This window comes from Hydrogenophaga sp. GW101-3F08 (assembly GCF_059424585.1).
In genome coordinates, this window is the sequence record NZ_JBWKZP010000015.1 from 1 (window position 1) to 14,957 (window position 14,957).

11 protein-coding genes are annotated in these 14,957 nt (G+C 68.3%); 7 read left to right on the forward strand and 4 right to left on the reverse strand.

Going from position 1 to position 14,957, the window contains the following annotated elements; all coding sequences use genetic code 11:
- Window positions 1-166: 166 nt before the first annotated feature.
- Both AC07YZ_RS24410 and AC07YZ_RS24415 read right to left on the reverse strand, forming a co-directional pair.
- On the reverse strand, window positions 167-4,936 hold the full coding sequence (locus tag AC07YZ_RS24410) for a DUF4347 domain-containing protein (protein ID WP_494796661.1): 4,770 nt from the start codon (window positions 4,934-4,936) through the stop codon (window positions 167-169).
- 166 nt (window positions 4,937-5,102) lie between these two features.
- A complete protein-coding gene (locus AC07YZ_RS24415) occupies window positions 5,103-5,999 on the reverse strand; it encodes a LysR family transcriptional regulator (protein ID WP_494796662.1) in 897 nt (298 codons plus the stop codon).
- 108 nt (window positions 6,000-6,107) lie between these two features.
- Here AC07YZ_RS24415 and AC07YZ_RS24420 point away from each other — a divergent pair, with 108 nt between their 5' ends.
- Window positions 6,108-7,295, forward strand: coding sequence for an acyl-CoA dehydrogenase (locus tag AC07YZ_RS24420; RefSeq protein ID WP_494796663.1), 1,188 nt, complete (start codon window positions 6,108-6,110; stop codon window positions 7,293-7,295).
- 80 nt (window positions 7,296-7,375) lie between these two features.
- On the opposite strand, the gene AC07YZ_RS24425 is transcribed toward AC07YZ_RS24420, so the two are convergent.
- The gene (locus AC07YZ_RS24425; RefSeq protein ID WP_494796664.1) at window positions 7,376-7,741 is read right to left on the reverse strand and encodes a hypothetical protein; all 366 of its coding nucleotides are present in this window, start codon (window positions 7,739-7,741) and stop codon (window positions 7,376-7,378) included.
- Between the two features lie 265 nt (window positions 7,742-8,006).
- Here AC07YZ_RS24425 and AC07YZ_RS24430 point away from each other — a divergent pair, with 265 nt between their 5' ends.
- The 5 genes from AC07YZ_RS24430 to AC07YZ_RS24450 all read left to right on the forward strand — a co-directional run bounded on the left by AC07YZ_RS24430 (window position 8,007) and on the right by AC07YZ_RS24450 (window position 12,819).
- Entirely contained in the window at window positions 8,007-8,231 is a 225-nt protein-coding gene (locus AC07YZ_RS24430) for a putative toxin-antitoxin system toxin component, PIN family (RefSeq protein WP_494796716.1), read from the forward strand.
- Between the two features lie 457 nt (window positions 8,232-8,688).
- Complete coding sequence (locus tag AC07YZ_RS24435) at window positions 8,689-10,083, forward strand: glycosyltransferase (protein ID WP_226492282.1); 1,395 nt, start codon at window positions 8,689-8,691, stop codon at window positions 10,081-10,083.
- 13 nt (window positions 10,084-10,096) lie between these two features.
- Window positions 10,097-10,867: a hypothetical protein gene (locus AC07YZ_RS24440; protein WP_226492281.1), complete on the forward strand. Its 771-nt coding sequence runs from the start codon at window positions 10,097-10,099 to the stop codon at window positions 10,865-10,867.
- A gap of 9 nt (window positions 10,868-10,876) precedes the next feature.
- The gene (locus AC07YZ_RS24445; protein ID WP_494796665.1) at window positions 10,877-11,716 is read left to right on the forward strand and encodes a Gfo/Idh/MocA family protein; all 840 of its coding nucleotides are present in this window, start codon (window positions 10,877-10,879) and stop codon (window positions 11,714-11,716) included.
- A complete protein-coding gene (locus AC07YZ_RS24450; protein WP_494796666.1) occupies window positions 11,713-12,819 on the forward strand; it encodes a DegT/DnrJ/EryC1/StrS family aminotransferase in 1,107 nt (368 codons plus the stop codon). The genes AC07YZ_RS24445 and AC07YZ_RS24450 overlap by 4 nt, the downstream gene beginning before the upstream one ends.
- Window positions 12,820-12,915: 96 nt before the next feature.
- On the opposite strand, the gene AC07YZ_RS24455 is transcribed toward AC07YZ_RS24450, so the two are convergent.
- Window positions 12,916-13,332 carry an MAPEG family protein gene (locus tag AC07YZ_RS24455; protein WP_226492278.1) on the reverse strand — a complete coding sequence of 139 codons (417 nt, stop codon included), beginning with the start codon at window positions 13,330-13,332 and terminating at the stop codon, window positions 12,916-12,918.
- Between the two features lie 110 nt (window positions 13,333-13,442).
- Between AC07YZ_RS24455 and AC07YZ_RS24460 the strand changes: the two genes are divergently transcribed.
- Complete coding sequence (locus AC07YZ_RS24460; protein WP_226492277.1) at window positions 13,443-14,927, forward strand: potassium/proton antiporter; 1,485 nt, start codon at window positions 13,443-13,445, stop codon at window positions 14,925-14,927.
- The last annotated feature ends 30 nt before the right edge of the window (window positions 14,928-14,957 follow it).

The following is a 14,957-nucleotide window of genomic DNA, read 5'->3' on the forward strand; positions in this document are numbered from 1 at the left end:
TTGGCGGTGTCGTGTTTGACGCGCTCGCGCACTTCGTCTTGCGTCAAGGCTTTGGGGGCCACGGTGCAGCCGGCCATGACGGCGGCCACGGCCAGGGCCAGCGCGACGCGTGGGCCCGCGGTGTTCGTCGGGGATGTCGTGTTCATGGTGTCGCTTCCGCTGTGCATCAATGGGGGAGTCCGTGCCGGACGGTGGCCCGGGTCAGCGGCCGCTGGCTTTGCCCACGCGCGCTGGCCTCCAGCTGGTTTCTGAACCCGGGGGCGGCCTTGGCCGGCGCCCGGTCTTCGGGCCGCCCGGGGGCCGGGTCGACCGACAGCGCACCGTCCGCGTGCGCTTCGCCCGCCGTGGCGCTGGCCACTGGGCGGGCTGGCGCTGCCGGCGGACTGTCCGCCCCGCGCTTCTCGGGGCTGGCCTGCGCGTCCCGCGGCTCGTCCGTGCCCGCCTCGGCCTGCGGTGCGAGGGGCCACGGACCCAGCGGCGCCGAGGCGTTCAACGACGCCCAGCGGCCCGCATCCACCACGGCCTGCCGCAGGGCCGACTCCAGCTGCGAGGCCCGCACCGCACGCTGCACGTACAGGCCGTGATCGTCCGTCACCGGCTGGTGGCGCACCGCGCGTTGCACGTACAAGGACGAAGACACCGAATCACCGGGCGCACCCAGATGGTCCATCGGGTTGTCCCGCGTGGCGCCCAGCAACAGCCCTTCCGGCCACTGCGCGGCAAATTCGGCGTGGGCCAGGTCGAGGCCGAACCCGGCCCCCACCGAGGCCATGCCGAGGTCTCCCGGGTAGGCCTGGGTCAGTGCGCCGATGGTGTAGGTCAGGGGGGGGTCGGCCGGCGAGAACGGCCACACCGCGCCCGGTGCCGGAGGTGGCGACGCGCCCGGGGTCGAGCCGGCAACGGGCGGTGGCAACACCGGCGCAGCGGGTGCCGGGGGCGGCGCGGGTTCGACCGGTTCGGCCCCGCCCGTGGGTGGCTCCGGCGCCGGCGAAGGACGCGGCGTTGGCGACACGGGATCGTCGGCGACCCCGTTCACCGTGACGCTCACGGTGGCCGTGGCCGTGCCGCCCTGCCCGTCGGTCACGGTGTAGCTGAAGGTGGTGGTGCGGCTCTGGCCCGGCTCCAGGTCGTCGAAGGCGCCGTTGGGGTCGAAGCTCACCAGGCCCGTGGCATCGATGCTGAACAGGCCACCCGCGCTACCGGGCGTGTGGGTCTGCACCACCGCGCCCAGCGTGTCGCCATCGGCATCGCTGTCGTTGCCCAGCACGTTGCCCAACACGACGGGTGCCGCGTCCTCGGCCACCACGAACGGATCGTCCGCGGCCACCGGCGCGTCGTTCACATCGCGGAAATCCAGATCGGTCGCCAGCGGGACCGCGTTCGACCCGTCGGGCAACAGGCCCGGCACGCCGCTCAGGTTCAGTGTGTCGTTGCTCCGGTTCTCGTCGTTGGCGTCGAATCCGTCGAGCGCATTGCTACCCTCGAAGATGTCCAGCAGCCCGTCGCCATCGCTGTCGGTGGTGGCCGAGACCGAGACCGGCTGGCCATCGCCGCGCTCGGCCACGTCCTGCAAGCCATCGTTGTCGCTGTCGGCATCCAGGACGTCCACCGCGCCGTCGCTGTCGGTGTCCACCGGCGTCAGGCCTTCGGCCGCGCCGGGGCTGCTTTCGTAGGCGTCGTCCAGGCCGTTGCCATCGCTGTCGGTGCCCGACGGCGCCACGTAGCCGGCGGTGGTCTGCGCCTCCACGTTGTCGGTCACACCGTCGTCGTCGCTGTCCAGGTCCAGCGCCCCGCCAACGGGAATGGCCACCACGCCAAAGACCAGCCCCTGCGGGTCGTTGCCAGCGTAGCTCAGTTGAAGGGCCGCGGCCTCGGGGCTGATTTCGTAAAAGGTGTAGCCGCTGAAGCCCCCGGTGTTCGAGGTGATCACCGTCCCGCTCTGGCCCGGCGTGGTGGATTCCACGCCGTCGAGCAACGCATAGAGGCCTGTGTTGAACACATCGGCGTTGTCCAGCACCACCAGGGTTTCGCTTGAGGTAACGGTCGAGGTTTCGCTACCGCCGCCCTGCCCCGCCAGGCCGATGACGTAGCGGTAGACGTAGCCGTCGGTGCCCAGGGCTTCGGCCGAGGTTCCGAAGTCGATCTCGATCGTGCGCGGGAAGTCACCGATCAAATCCAGATAGGGCGTCGGCATGGTGAGCGACTGCCCATACAGCTCCACGTCGGCGGTGGGCTGCGGTGGCGCCCAGATGCGCCACTGATCGCCGGCGGTGTTGCCGCTCAGCACCGTCACGGTGACACCGCCACCGGGCAGCGCGCCGGGCCCGCTGGGTTCGAGGGGAACGAAGGCCGATCCGGCCTCCAACTGGTCCGACAGGGCCACCGTCGGCGTGATCATCGTCACCTCGGCGTCCTGGTGTTCCGTGGTGTCCAGAAGACCGTCGCCGTCGTCGTCGATGTCCTGCGTGTTGTTCACGCCATCCGCATCGCTGTCGAGCCGGACCAGCACCGTGGCGGTGGTGTTCCCGCCCTGCCCGTCGGACACGGTGTAGGTGAAGCTCTCCGCCTCTGTCACGCCGGGGGCCGCGTCGTAGGACAGCGTGCCGTCGGCATGGACGGTGACGGTGCTGCCCGACGACAGCGTCACCGGCGTCTCCACCTCCACGCCAGCGCCGTTAATGTAGCTCAGGTTCAACACGCCGTCGCCGCCATCGCTGTCGTTGGCCAGCACGTCCAGCGAGGTGCTGGTCGGCCCCACGGTGAAGGTGTCATCGCCGGCCAGCGGTGGGGTGGCGTTGACCGGCAGGATGGTCACGTTCACCGAGCCCAGCGCGGTCTCGCCGTCTTCGTTGGTGACCCGGTAGGTGAAGGTGTCGGTCATGGCGGTGGCGCCATCGCCCATGATGGTGACCTGCCCGTTGTCCTCCATCGTCACCGTCATGCCCGAGGGCAAGATGGCGGTGACGCCCGGGCTCATGGGCACGTCCAGGATTTCCGTGATGGTCAGCGAGCCGCCCGACAGATCGGTGTCGTTGGCGGTCAAGTCCACCGTGATCGGCAGGTTGGCCGCCGTGGTCACCGTGTCGCTCTGCGCGATCACGCCGGTCTGCCCCGAGTCCGCGCGCACGAACAGCCAGGAGTCGAAGTGAGCGTCGCCAACGTCGGCGATACCGATGCGCAGCGTGTTCTCCTGCCCGTACACCACATCAAAGGTCAGCGGAATGGTGACGGTGAAGCCATTCATCTGCGTGTTGAGCACGCCGGTTGCGTTGTCGACGAACAGCGAGGGGTTGGCGCTCTCGTAGCTGGTCGAGGTGTGTTCGGGGTTGGGGTCGTTGGCGACGCTCGATTCCACGCTCGTCGGGTTGATGTTGCCCGCGTCGTTGATGGTGTCGATGCCGACCGGCAGGCCGTTGGGCACCACAGCCTGCTGCACACCGTTGACGTACACGGCCACGGCGTCGCCGAAGGTCGAGTACACGTAGTCGTTGTAGTCCTCCGTGCCGAAGACGATCTCCAGCGTCATCTGGCCGGTGTCACCAGGGCTGGCGCCCGGCGGCACGTTCGGCACGAACACGACGTCCAGGAACGACGCGTCGAACGAGCCCTGGCCGCTGGACATGGCATCGAAGATCGGATCGCCGTCCACGCCGTCGGGTGCATTCGTGCTGTAGAAATCGTTGTCGTTGGGACCCGCCACGCTGGTGATGTCGTCGGCGGTGGTGAACAGCGCACCGGACGTGAAGCCCAGGATGTTCGGGTCGAAGCTGGCGCCCGAACCGGTGGTGAAGCTGCCGGCCTGGTCCGCGCCGCCGCCGTAGGTGGCCGACACGATGCTTACGCCGTTGCCCAGGATGGTTTCCGCCAGCCCCACGGCGCCCACCGTGCCCACGGGGGTGAGTGTGAGGTCCAGCGCGTGCAGCCAGTTCTGGGGCGCCAGCTCGGCGGTCTCCACCGTGCCCAGCTGCGCCTCCAGCGTCCAGTCGCCGCCCAGTTCGGTGTGGCCGGTGGCGTCGGTCGAGGCGGCGACGTCCGCGCCGGTGAGGTCGGCCCACAGCGACAAGGCGGCCTGGCCCTCGGCGCCCGCACCGTAGTCGCAGGCGTAGATGAGGATGTCGCCGTCGGGCGACAGGGCCTGCCCGATGGCCAGCAGCTCGTCGTGGTGCAGCCCCTGGATGGCATCCACGGTCACGGCCCCGCTGCCCAGCGAGAGGCCGCCACTGTCACCGTGGCTCACGATGTGGATCGCGTCGATGCCGGTGCGCCCGTCCAGCGCGTCGGCGATCTGGCCGATGCCGTCCTCGTCGAGGCTCAACACGATCACCTCGCGCCCCGGCGCGGCGAACGCGGCGGGGTCGGGCACGCGGGCGTCCACGAACACCACTTCCTGGCGCTCGGTGGCATCGGGGGGCGTCGCCAGCGTGTCGTCCGATGGGCCGTCGGTCAATGCGCCGTCGGTGTCGGTGTCACTGGCATCGCCGGACAGCAACGCTTCGCCATCGGCGGGCGGCTCGGGGGATTCGACCGTCTCTGGGGTGTCGGTGCTGGCGGTGGTGGTTTCGGTTTCGATTTCGGCTTCTGCGTCGGCTTCGGTGTCCGGCGCGGCATCGTCATCGGAGGCCGTGGCCGCCGGTGCTGGCACCTCGTTTTCCGCCTCGCTCGGCGCGGGAGCGGGTGCGGGCGATTCCGGCTCCGCCTCCACCGCCGGTTCGGGCGCTTCAGCCGACGCCGACGCCGGCTCCATCACCGTGACGGCCAGTGCCCCGTCAAAAACAATGCGGGGCTCCAGCGCCCAGGGCGTACTCAGCCGCCGGGGCGGCACGCGCCGCTCCACAGCCGACGTGGCCACGGTGAGCGGGCGTGCCACAGCGCCCTCGGGTGCCGCACCGAGGCGGCCCGGGCTTTGCGGCCTTTGTGTCTTGCGCGTCTGGTCCATGCGAGTGCCTTTGCGTCGGCTCCAAACCGCCCCATGCAGACCATGGAGTGCGCCAGCGCAGTTTCCCTATCAACATGATGCCTTCGGCCGGCGCATCCGATCCATCCAAAAGACCGTGAAAAAACACCCAACTCCTTGTTTTTGCTCACAAAATGCCGACGCGCCCTCAGCCGCCGGAGAGCGCGGCCGAGGTGCGCCGCACCATGTCCAGAAACGCCAGCAGCGCGGGCTGTTGCCCCCCGTCCTTGGAAAGGCAGTGGGTGTCGTAGGGCAGCAGCGGTCGGGCCAGCGGGCGAAACACCACCCCCGGCAGCCCCGCCTGGGCCAGCGCCGCCGGCACCAGCCCGACCCCCAGCCCCTGGCCGATGACCGACACCACGCTCAGCCAGTGCTGCAGCTCCAGCCGCACCTCGGGCTCGTAACCGGCGTCGGCGCAGGCCGCCAGGATGCGGTCGTGGTAGTCCGCCGACACCGCCCGCGAGACGATGGCAAACGGTTCGCCCTGCAAACGGTCCAGCGACAGGCTCTGCGCCTGCGCGGCGGCGTGGTACGCCGGCAGGCAGGCCATGAACGGCTGGCTCGACACCAGGATCTGCGAAAAACCCTTGGGCACCCGCGTGGTGTGCACGAAGCCCACGTCCAGCCGGTCGTGCACCAGGTCGATCAACTGCTCACTGGAACTGAGCTCGCGCAACACCAGCCGCAGACCGGGGTGGGCCTGGCCAAACGCCTGCAGCATCTGCGGCAAGCCACGGTAGAGCACCGCGCCTGCGAAGCCGATCTGCAACTGCCCCGCCAGGCCCTGCGCCACGTCCCGCGCTTGGCGCGCGGCTTCGTTGGCCCCGTCCAGCAGCGCCCGGGCCGCCGGCAAAAACGCCTGCCCCGCCGCCGTCAGCGCCACGCCCCGGCTGTTGCGGGTGAACAGCTGGGCGCCCACCGAGGCCTCCAGCTGCTGGATGTTCAGCGACAGCGGCGGCTGCGTCATCGCCAGCCGTTGGGCCGCACGGCCAAAGTGCAGCTCTTCGGCGAGCACGGTGAAACAGCGCAGGTGGCGGAATTCCATGGATACAGATTTTGTATTGATCAATCGGCAATCAATATTAGACAGCTATTCATGTGCCACCGACAATCGCGAACCACCCCTTCTTGCAACCCGCCCCGGAGACACCCCATGGCCAGCCCCAAAAACACCTTCAGCTGGGAAGACCCCTTCCACCTCAGCGCCCAGCTCAGCGACGACGAGCGCCAGGTGCAGGACGCCGCCCGCGCCTACTGCCAGGAAAAGCTAGCGCCCCGCGTGACCGAAGCCTTCCGCCACGAGAAGACCGACGTGGCCATCTTCCGCGAGATGGGCGAGCTCGGCCTGCTCGGCCCCACCATCCCCGAGCAGTACGGCGGCAGCGGCCTGAACTACGTCTGCTACGGCCTGGTGGCGCGCGAAGTGGAACGCGTGGACTCCGGCTACCGCAGCATGATGAGCGTGCAGAGCTCGCTGGTGATGGTGCCCATCTTTGAGTTCGGCACCGAAGCGCAAAAACAGAAATACCTACCCAAGCTCGCCACCGGCGAGTGGATCGGCTGCTTCGGTCTGACCGAACCCAACCACGGCAGCGACCCCGGCAGCATGGTCACCCGCGCCAAGAAGGTGGACGGCGGCTACAGCCTCAGCGGCGCCAAGATGTGGATCACTAACAGCCCCATCGCCGACGTGTTCGTGGTCTGGGCCAAAGACGACGGCGGCCAGATCCGCGGCTTCATCCTGGAAAAGGGCTGGAAAGGCCTGAGCGCCCCCGCCATCCACAGCAAAGTCGGCCTGCGCGCCAGCATCACCGGCGAGATCGTGATGGACGAGGTCTTCGTGCCCGAAGAAAACGCCTTCCCCGACGTGCGCGGCTTGAAAGGCCCGTTCACCTGCCTGAACAGCGCGCGCTACGGCATCGCCTGGGGCGCGCTCGGCGCCGCCGAAGACTGCTACTTCCGCGCCCGCCAGTACGTGCTGGACCGCCAGCAGTTCGGCCGCCCGCTCGCGGCCAACCAGCTGATCCAGAAAAAGCTCGCCGACATGCTGACCGAAATCAGCCTGGGCCTGCAAGGCTGCCTGCGCCTGGGCCGAATGAAGGACGAAGGCACGGCCTCGGTGGAGCTGACCAGCATCCTCAAGCGCAACAGCTGCGGCAAGTCGCTCGACATCGCCCGCCTGGCGCGCGACATGATGGGCGGCAACGGCATCAGCGACGAATTCGGCGTGGCCAGGCATCTGGTGAACCTGGAGGTGGTGAATACCTACGAGGGCACGCACGATGTGCATGCGCTGATTCTGGGCCGGGCGATCACTGGGATTGCGGCGTTTGCGAATTGATTGTTTTCATTCCGCCAAACAAGAAGGGCTGCCATTGGCAGCCCTTCTTGTTCTGAAATCGAAGACAACCACCCTCGTTGCTATACGCGTGCGTTACGTGTGGCAGCCTGAGTCACCTTGAACTCCTGGAACACCTGATCGCAGGCTGTTGGCATGGTGTCCGTCAAAAGCAGATGAACGCTCATCACTATCAAACCGTCCTTGGAGCCCGCTTGTATTGCCTGCTGTTCAAAGGCATATCGCCACACTTCAAATGCTCTCGCATCCTCTTGAAGGACTTCGAGGAAATACTCCCGAGGCTGCCCGCAGCGCGCAATTAGTGCATCTTGAATGTCTTTCGACAACTCATTGAACAAAGCAACCAGATCATGGCCCGTAGGAACGTCGCCAGAGGGATTGCTGAGACATCCCAGCGCTTTTAGCCACAACTCGACTGCAAACGTCATGCAGACGATCCCCGGGCCAATAGGCCCGGGGATTGATCTATGCTTCCGATCCTCGATGCATCGACGTCCTGCTTCAGCAAATTGCCTCGCTTCGTGAGCGATGGCGTCTACAACTATTTCACTGACCTTAACCCGCTTCCGCTGGCTTCTTTGCGCCATAGCCCTACCTCCAGAGTAGCCGACAGAGTAAACGATCAAGCAGCAGCGCCACTTGTAGAAGCAACCTCGCGGCCGCTACATCAGCCTGGAAGCGCGCAAGGCCATCCTGCGCGATGCGCGTGCGGCGGCGCTGTGGGTCGAGCTTCCGTCCGAGCTGGCGGAGCAGCGCTGGAGCCGCGACGGGGATGACGATGTGTTCATCCGGACTGCGCTGGCAGCGAAGGCTTCGTGCCTGGTGACGGGGGACAATGATTTGCTGTTGGTACCTGCCATCAACGGTTTGCGGATCATGTCGCCCGCGCAGGCGATGCAGGCCTGGACCGCTGCCTGATCCAGCATCAGCCATTGGGATCAACCGGGGAGTTGGTCGGCGTCCCGCCATGTGAAGGCCTATGGGCATGGAACATGCCCAACCGCCATCCAGCCATCAGCAACTCACGGCGGGCCTTGAATGACAACCAGCCCATGACCACCAGCCCCAGGAGAGGCACAACCGATACGAGCGCGCTTGCAACCGACACAGCTTTGGCGAAACCAAGGGCTCGCGTCACCCTGTTGCTTCCGCCCATCGCTGCCCCGCCCAGCACCAACAGCAAAGGAACGAACAGGGGTGTGTTGTGCAGCCGAAAGGCAACCATGCATAGCCAGCCGAGCAGGTGCTCAAATGGTTTGCCCGGATGCGTGCACGCGCCCCACTTGGCGGCACAATCCCGTTCACCCCAAACAGGCCGTGTCATCGGAGCAACGGCCCGGGTTACCGGCCTCCGAGATCACAAAAAGGGATACCCGTGAAAATTCTGTTGGCGGTCTGCTGCATGGCCTACCGGACGGGCGCGGAGCTGTTCGTGCACGACGTTGCCCAAGCCCTGCATCGGCGTGGTCACTCGGTGGTCGTTTATGCGCCCATCATGGGCGATATGGTGGACGGGCTGCGCCAGCGCTGCATCGCCTGCGTGGTCGACCTGAAGCAGATCGCCGATGCGCCCGACCTCATCGTCGGCAACACGCGCGACGACACGGTAGCCTGCCTGGCGCATTTCCTGGGTGTTCCGGCGATCTCCATCTGCCACGACCGCACCGCGTCCCACGGGCAGCCGCCGCTCTTTACGCGGGTGCGGCGCTACGCCGCGGTGGACGCCAACTGCGCCGAGCGCCTGTCGCTGGAAAGCGGCATCCCGTCCGCCGGCATCGCCATCGTGTCCAACGGGGTCGATCTGCAGCGGTTCCGCCCCCGGCCACCTCTGCCAGAGCGGCCGCGGCGGGCGGCCATCTTCAGCAACTACGCGACCGAGAGCCCGGACACGCGCGCCATCCGCTCGGCCTGCGAGTCTCTGGGCCTGTCGCTGGAGGTCATTGGCCAGGGCGTCGGCCGCCAGGCGGCGGCGCCCGAGGAGGTTCTGGGGGAATTCGATCTGGTGTTCGCCAAGGCGCGCTGTGCCATGGAGGCCATGGCGGTGGGTTGCGCCGTCATTTTGCTGAATGAGGGCATGGGTCTGGCCGGTCTGGTGACGACCGCCCAGATGCGGGAATGGCATCGCTGGAATTTTGGCCGCCGGCTGATGCAGGCACCCATCGACCACGACACGGTCCGGCGCGAGGTGCTCCGCTACGACGTGGCCGATGCCGCCCGCGTCAGCGACTACGTGCGCACCCACGTGTCGTTGGAGGCCACCACCGATGCCATTGAATCCCTGGCCCGCGAGGTGCTCCAGGCCGAGCCCGGGCTGCCGGCCATCGACCCGCGAGACGAGTTGCGCGAATTCGCCCGCCACGTCGCCGACAACCTCGTGCCCTTCGGTACCCCTCAGGTGGCGGTGCAGACCGGCATGTTGATGGCGCATGTGCAGGCGCTGGAATCGCGTCTGGCCACGGTGGCCTCGGGCGCGTCCACCACACAAGCGGAACTGCAGCAGGTCAATGCCCGGGCGGCCGAGCTCGAACGACAGCTCCAGGACCTGCAAGGCGCCAACGCCCGGGCGGCCGACCTCGAACGACAGCTCCAGGGCCTGCAAGGCGCCAACGCCCGGGCGGCCGACCTCGAACGGCAGTTGCAGCAGGACCTGCACGGGGCCAGGCATCGGGCGGCCGAGCTCGAACAGCAGATTCGCGCCCTGCGTGACAGCCGGTCCTGGCGCCTGACCGCGCCGCTGCGCTGGTTGCGCAGCAACTTTCCAAAACCATGACGGTCCTTGCCCCATGAAACCCCTGCTCCTCATTGCCCACCCCGGACACGAACTGCGCGTTTTCGAATGGGTCCACCGGGCGCGCCCTCTCGTGGTGATGCTGACCCATGGGGACGGCTCCATCGGACAACCCAGGCTGGACGACAGCCGGCGCCTGCTCGCCCGTTGGGGGGTGGAGGTGCGCAGCGACTGGCTGAGCCCGGTGTCGGATTCGGTGGTCTATCAGGCGCTGCTGGGTACCGGGGCCTCGCCGTTTCAGGACTGGCTCGACCGGCTCACCCAGGCCGCACTGGACGCCGACATCGACACCGTGGTGGCCGACGAGGCGGAGGGTTACAACCCCTCGCACGACCTCTGTCGGGTGCTGGCCAACCGCTTGGTCATGCGCTTGCGCGAGGCCGGGCGCGAGGTGCGCAACCTGGAAATACCGCTGGTGGGGCATCCCTGCGATCCCGCGCGTGACGAGCAGGTCGAGATCGAGGTGCGCCTGACGGAGGCCGAACACCAGCACAAGCTGGAGCAGATGCTGGACTATGCCCGGCGCTGCAGCCCGGTCCTGCTGGTTGAAGTGCAGACCATGCTCGACAGCTTCGGAACGCAGGCCTTTGCGCGCGAGTGTCTCTACCCCGCTTCCCGCACGCCCTACGAAGAGGGGCGCCTGCCCGACACCTTGCCGTATTTCGAACGCGTGGGGGAAGAACGGCGGGCAGCGGGCATCTACAAGGACGTGATCCGTTCCCGGCACCTGCTTCGCCTGGTGACCGGCGTGGGCGACCCGGGCTGAGCCGCGACGATGAGCCCCCGTACCCGCATCGCCGTGCTGGGATTTGGCCGTTTTGGCCAGGTTCATGCCAGGCGCGCGCGCGCTCACCCCGCTTACGAGGTGGTGTGTGTGGTCGACCCCGACCCGCAGGCCCGGGCGGCCGCGCTGGCCCAGGGCTTTGATGCGATCGCCTCCCTCGATGCCTTGCCCGAAAAGGTGCAGGCCGCCGCGGTGGTCACGCCGGCCGACACCCACGCCGACCTGGTGGTGGCGTTGCTGCGGCGCGGCGTCGACGTGCTGGTCGAAAAACCCATGGCCGAGAGCGAGCAGGCCATCGACGCCATGCTGGACGCCGCCCGGATCACCGGCCGGCGGCTCTTCATCGGCCACATCGAGCGGTTCAACGAGGCGCTGAGTGACCCACCCTGGGACCGTGCGCCCAGCCGGCTGGCCTTCCATCGCCAGTCCCGCCTGCCAGGCTCGGCCCGGTCCGTGGTGCTCGACTTGATGGTGCACGACCTGGACCTGGCGTCCCACCTGCTGCGCTGTGGGGCCGACCCCTTTCTGGTCCTCGACGTGCAGGCGCAGGCAGACGGCGTGCAGGTGAAGGCACGGATGGGTGGCACGCGCGTGGATTTTCACGCCCGGCATGGGGTGGAGGCCTCGTGCGCCACCATGGGCTGGGGCGACGGCGATGCATGGACCGAACTGCCACTGTCCAACCGAGTGGAGCTTGCGCAGACCGATGCCTTGACGCGGCAGTACACCGCTTTTCACCACATGCTGCAAGGCCAGCATTCGCCGCTGGCGGATGCGCAGGAAGGTGCCACCGCCGCCCGCCGGGCGCTGGCCATCGTGTCCAAGCTATGAGCGTGCCCTTTTTCCGCAGCCCCTGGAAGGAACCGGAGGCCGCCGATCGCGTGTCGACCGCCTGGACCCGGGTGCTGGACAGCGGCTGCTTCATCCTCGGGCCCGCCGTGCAGCGCTTCGAGACCGCCTTGGCCCGGCGACTGGGCCCTCGCCAGGTGGTGGGCGTGAACTCGGGCACCGATGCCCTGGTGCTCGCCCTGCGGTTGCTGGATCTCAAGCCAGGCGACGAGGTCGTGTTGCCCAGCTACACCTTCTTCGCCTGTTTCGAGGCCGTGCTGCGGTCCGGCGCGCAGCCGGTGCTGTGCGACTCCGCGCCGGACGATTTCATCGCGCGCGCGCAGGAGGTGGCGGCGAAGCTGACACCACGAACACGCGCGGTGCTGGCGGTCCCGTTGTTCGGCGACGCCAGCGCCTTGCCCGGCATCGCCCAACTGTGCCGGGACAACGGGCTGATCCTGGTGGAGGACGCCGCGCAGGCGCTGGGCGCGCATGCCTGGGCGCCCGACAGGGGCCGGGTGCCCGTCGGCGGCTGGGGCGATCTGAGCACCATGAGCTTCTATCCCACCAAGACGCTGGGCGCGATCGGCGATGCCGGTGCACTGAGCAGCGCGCGCCCAGAGCTGATGGAGCGCGCGCTGTCGCTGCGCAACCATGGCCTGAGTGGATCGGTCCACGCGGAGGTCGGCTACAACAGCCGGATGGACGCCCTGCAGGCCGAGGTGCTGCTGCTGGGGCTGGAGTTCCTTGACGGCTGGCTGGCCAGGCGCCAGGCCATCGCCCGGCACTACCTGGCGGGTCTGTCGGGCCTCCAGGGCATGAGCTTGCCCGCCGACCGCGAGGGCCACGCGTGGAACTGCTTTGTTCTTCGCTGTGCGCGGCGCGGCGATGTGCGGGCGCGCCTCGCCGAGGCTGGGGTGGAAACCAAGATCTACTACGAACGGCCCATCCACCGGCAGCCGGCTTGCCGGCCCCCGTTCGGCGAGATGGATCTGCCCCACGCCAGTGCGCACGCCCGTGAGGCCTTGGCGCTGCCCATTTTTCCCGGCATGCACGAGGTGGAGGTGGAGCGCGTGATCGCCGCGGTGCGGCAGGCCGTCGCATAGCCCCGACCGCCAAAGACACCGGCGCCCACCCATGCGCTCCGCCACGAGCCACCGGCACTGGCGGACCGGCACCGACGCCGCGAGCCGGACGACCCGTCAGGCGCTTGACGACATGGCCAACCCGAACACCCAGTACACCCCAATCCCCATCTGCACCCCGAAGGCGGTGAACCGGGCCGTCACGGCGGCGGGCGACGTGGAGGCGAGGTGGATGAGGGACTGGACGACCCGGGCCGCGAGCAGCCCCCAGGCCAGCGGGTCGGTGACGGCCGAGCGGTCCGCGACGACAGCGATCAGCATCAGCCCGCCGAAGATGGGCAGGCCTTCGAGGCAGTTCGCGTGCGCCCGGGCCAGGCGCTGCATGAAGGGCGAGAGGTTCGAGTTCTCCGGGTTGAACCCGTTGGCGGGCACCGCGCCCGTCAGCACGAGCCAGGAGCGGATGCCCTCCATGAGCACCAGCAGGCCCAAGGTCCAGGCGATGAATCCGAGAAGCGCTTGCAGTGTGATGCTCATGGAACGGGCTCCCGGCCGATGGCGTGGGCGACCTGCCACGGGGAACCATGCAGCCTGACGAAATGTATCCCCAAGCCCTTGGCTGGCACACATTCTGTTAGCGTCCGGGCATGGCACTCTCGCTCGATTTCCTCGCCCTGCCCCTGATGGTGGCCGCGTCGCTGGTGTTCATCAGCGTGCTGGCCGGCGTGTTGTCCACGCGCAAGGGGTTTTCCTTTCTGCTGGTGTTCCTGCTGGTGGGCACGCTGGCCGGCGAAGACGGCCCCGGCGGGCTGGTGTTCGACGACTTTGGCCTGGCCTTCTGGGTGGGCAACGTGGCGCTGGCGGTGATCCTGCTCGACGGCGGGCTGCGCACCGACTTCACCACGTTTCGCACCGGTTTGAGGCCTTCGCTGCTGCTGGCCACGCTGGGCGTGCTGGTGTGCACCGCCATCACCGGGGCGGCAGCGCACTGGCTGCTCGACCTGAACTGGCCGCTGGCGCTGCTGGTGGGCGCCATCGTCGGCTCCACCGACGCGGCCGCCGTGTTTTCGATGCTCAAGTCGTCCGGTGTGCGGCTCAACGAGCGCGTGGCCGCCACGCTGGAGATCGAGTCCGGCATGAACGACCCGATGGCGGTCTACCTCACGCTCACGTTCATCGGGGTGGCGCTGGCCGCCGCGGCGGCGCCCGGAGTGGCCGGTGGGCTGGACGCGGTGGAGGTGCTGCGCTCGCTGCTGCAGCAGTTTGGCTGGGGCGCCGCGCTGGGGCTGTGCAGCGGTTTCGCGCTGGCCGAGCTGCTCAAGCGCCTGGGGCGCGGCGCCTACGGCAGCGGGGGCATCCGCGCGCTGCTGGTGGTGTCGGGCGGGCTGGCGGTGTTCGGCGCCACCACCTGGCTCGGGGGTTCGGGTTTTCTGGCGGTGTACGCCATGGGGGTGGTCACGGGCAACCAGGCGCGGCGCCAGGTGCGCGCGGCGCTCTCGGCCATGGACGGTTACGCCTGGCTGTCGCAGGCGGGCATGTTCCTGTTGCTGGGCCTGCTGGTCACGCCGTCGGCGCTGCTGCGCACGCTGTGGCCGGCGCTGGGCGTGTCGCTGGTGCTGATGCTGGTGGCCCGGCCGCTGTCGGTCTGGCTCTGCCTGGCGCCGCTGCGCTTCAACGTGCGCGAGATGACCTTCATCTCCTGGGTGGGCCTGCGCGGCGCGGTGCCCATCGTGCTGGCGGTGTTCCCGCTGATGGCGGGCGTGCCGGGCGCACCGACGTTTTTCAACGTGGCCTTTGTGGTGGTGCTCACCTCGCTGCTGCTGCAGGGCTCGACCATCGCCTGGAGCGCGACCCGCCTGGGCGTGACCCTGCCCGACCCGAAGGACGCGGCGCAGGCCCGGCTGGTCTACGGCGACTTCGTGATCGACGCGGCCACCCCCATGGACCAGTTGTGCGGGTTCTATGGCCTGCCCATGCCCACCGATCCGTCGCAGACCCTGGGCCAGTGGCTGAACGACGAGCTCAACCGCCCCCCGGTGGTGGGCGACAGCGCGATGCTCGGCGCGGCGGAGTTGAGCGTGCGCCAGATGGACGGCGCCCAGATCGCGCAGGTGGGCATCAAACTGGGGTGACCGCGCACCGAATATATTACCCGGGTGATA

What these genes read in the sequence shown, in the direction of transcription:
- AC07YZ_RS24425 (WP_494796664.1), bottom strand. Translation starts at nt 7,741, where the DNA reads ATGACGTTTGCAGTCGAGTTGTGGCTAAAAGCGCTGGGATGTCTCAGC.
- AC07YZ_RS24445 (WP_494796665.1), top strand. Translation starts at nt 10,877, where the DNA reads ATGAGCCCCCGTACCCGCATCGCCGTGCTGGGATTTGGCCGTTTTGGC.
- AC07YZ_RS24440 (WP_226492281.1), top strand. Translation starts at nt 10,097, where the DNA reads ATGAAACCCCTGCTCCTCATTGCCCACCCCGGACACGAACTGCGCGTT.
- AC07YZ_RS24410 (WP_494796661.1), bottom strand. Translation starts at nt 4,936, where the DNA reads ATGGACCAGACGCGCAAGACACAAAGGCCGCAAAGCCCGGGCCGCCTC.
- AC07YZ_RS24455 (WP_226492278.1), bottom strand. Translation starts at nt 13,332, where the DNA reads ATGAGCATCACACTGCAAGCGCTTCTCGGATTCATCGCCTGGACCTTG.
- AC07YZ_RS24460 (WP_226492277.1), top strand. Translation starts at nt 13,443, where the DNA reads ATGGCACTCTCGCTCGATTTCCTCGCCCTGCCCCTGATGGTGGCCGCG.
- AC07YZ_RS24420 (WP_494796663.1), top strand. Translation starts at nt 6,108, where the DNA reads ATGGCCAGCCCCAAAAACACCTTCAGCTGGGAAGACCCCTTCCACCTC.
- AC07YZ_RS24415 (WP_494796662.1), bottom strand. Translation starts at nt 5,999, where the DNA reads ATGGAATTCCGCCACCTGCGCTGTTTCACCGTGCTCGCCGAAGAGCTG.
- AC07YZ_RS24450 (WP_494796666.1), top strand. Translation starts at nt 11,713, where the DNA reads ATGAGCGTGCCCTTTTTCCGCAGCCCCTGGAAGGAACCGGAGGCCGCC.